This is a genomic window from Pantoea sp. ANP04 (assembly GCF_041982285.1).
GTDB classification, from domain to species: domain Bacteria; phylum Pseudomonadota; class Gammaproteobacteria; order Enterobacterales; family Enterobacteriaceae; genus Pantoea; species Pantoea eucalypti.
The window spans coordinates 1-785 of record NZ_JAUTYS010000046.1 but is presented as its reverse complement, the minus strand read 5'-3'; the positions used below and the strand labels follow the sequence as shown (position 1 = coordinate 785).

At 42.7% G+C, this 785-nt stretch carries 2 protein-coding genes; both read left to right on the top strand.

Annotated elements, in window-relative coordinates; translation table 11 throughout:
* A partial coding sequence (locus Q7C21_RS22210; RefSeq protein ID WP_375151118.1) for a hypothetical protein occupies positions 1 to 266 on the top strand: 266 nt, incomplete at its 5' end.
* Between the two features lie 3 nt (positions 267 to 269).
* The coding region (locus tag Q7C21_RS22205) for a hypothetical protein (RefSeq protein WP_375151117.1) at positions 270 to 785 on the top strand (516 nt) is incomplete at its 3' end.

The window sequence follows — 785 nt, the reverse complement described above, 5'->3', positions numbered from 1 at the left end:
AGCTTGCGTCAAATGAGCGTGGCGCGTTAACGGACTTAGTAAGCGACAAATCACAGCAAGCACTGAATGAGATCAAAAATCTACACTACACCAGTGAGCGTAAAACGCACACAGCAGCCCTACAAGACGTTTTAACTGAATTTATAGACAATCACAGCCAAAACATCGAAAAAAACCAGCAGCAAGCACTACAGAGCGCACAAAAAGAGATTACAGACTACAGTAACGAGATTAACCGCAGCCGCAGCTATGGATTAGGAAGATAAAAAATGTCAGAGACCCCCAACCTTGAAGACCTACTTGCCGCCATTGCAACGCTCACCGAGCATAATACGGCCTTGTTAGAGAGGATAGAGGAAAAAGACCAAGCCACCAAAGACAGAGATGCAGCAAACGCCAAGCTGGTAAACGATCTAATAGCCCAGCTCAAAGATTATCAAGAACGAGAGAATGTCATCAAATCAGCGATTGCTATTGGTGCGGCTAAAGAGGTTAGCAAAGAGGTGTCTGCTGTACTGAATCACTACCATAACCAATTAACGCAAGGCGTTGCTGGTCATGTTGCTAAGGCCAATCATCACTTAGTGCAAACTGTAAACCTAGCCACCACCAGTATTAATGATTTATCCATATTGTCTACAAGAATGAATAAAACGTTTGATGCCAACTTTAAGAGTTTGAGCTTCTTTGCGACTGAGTTTCAAGATCAAAATCGGCAGTTAGCTAATGATGCCAAAAACACATTAACCAACGTTAGAACAGAAGCTAAAGAAGGAGCTAAACAA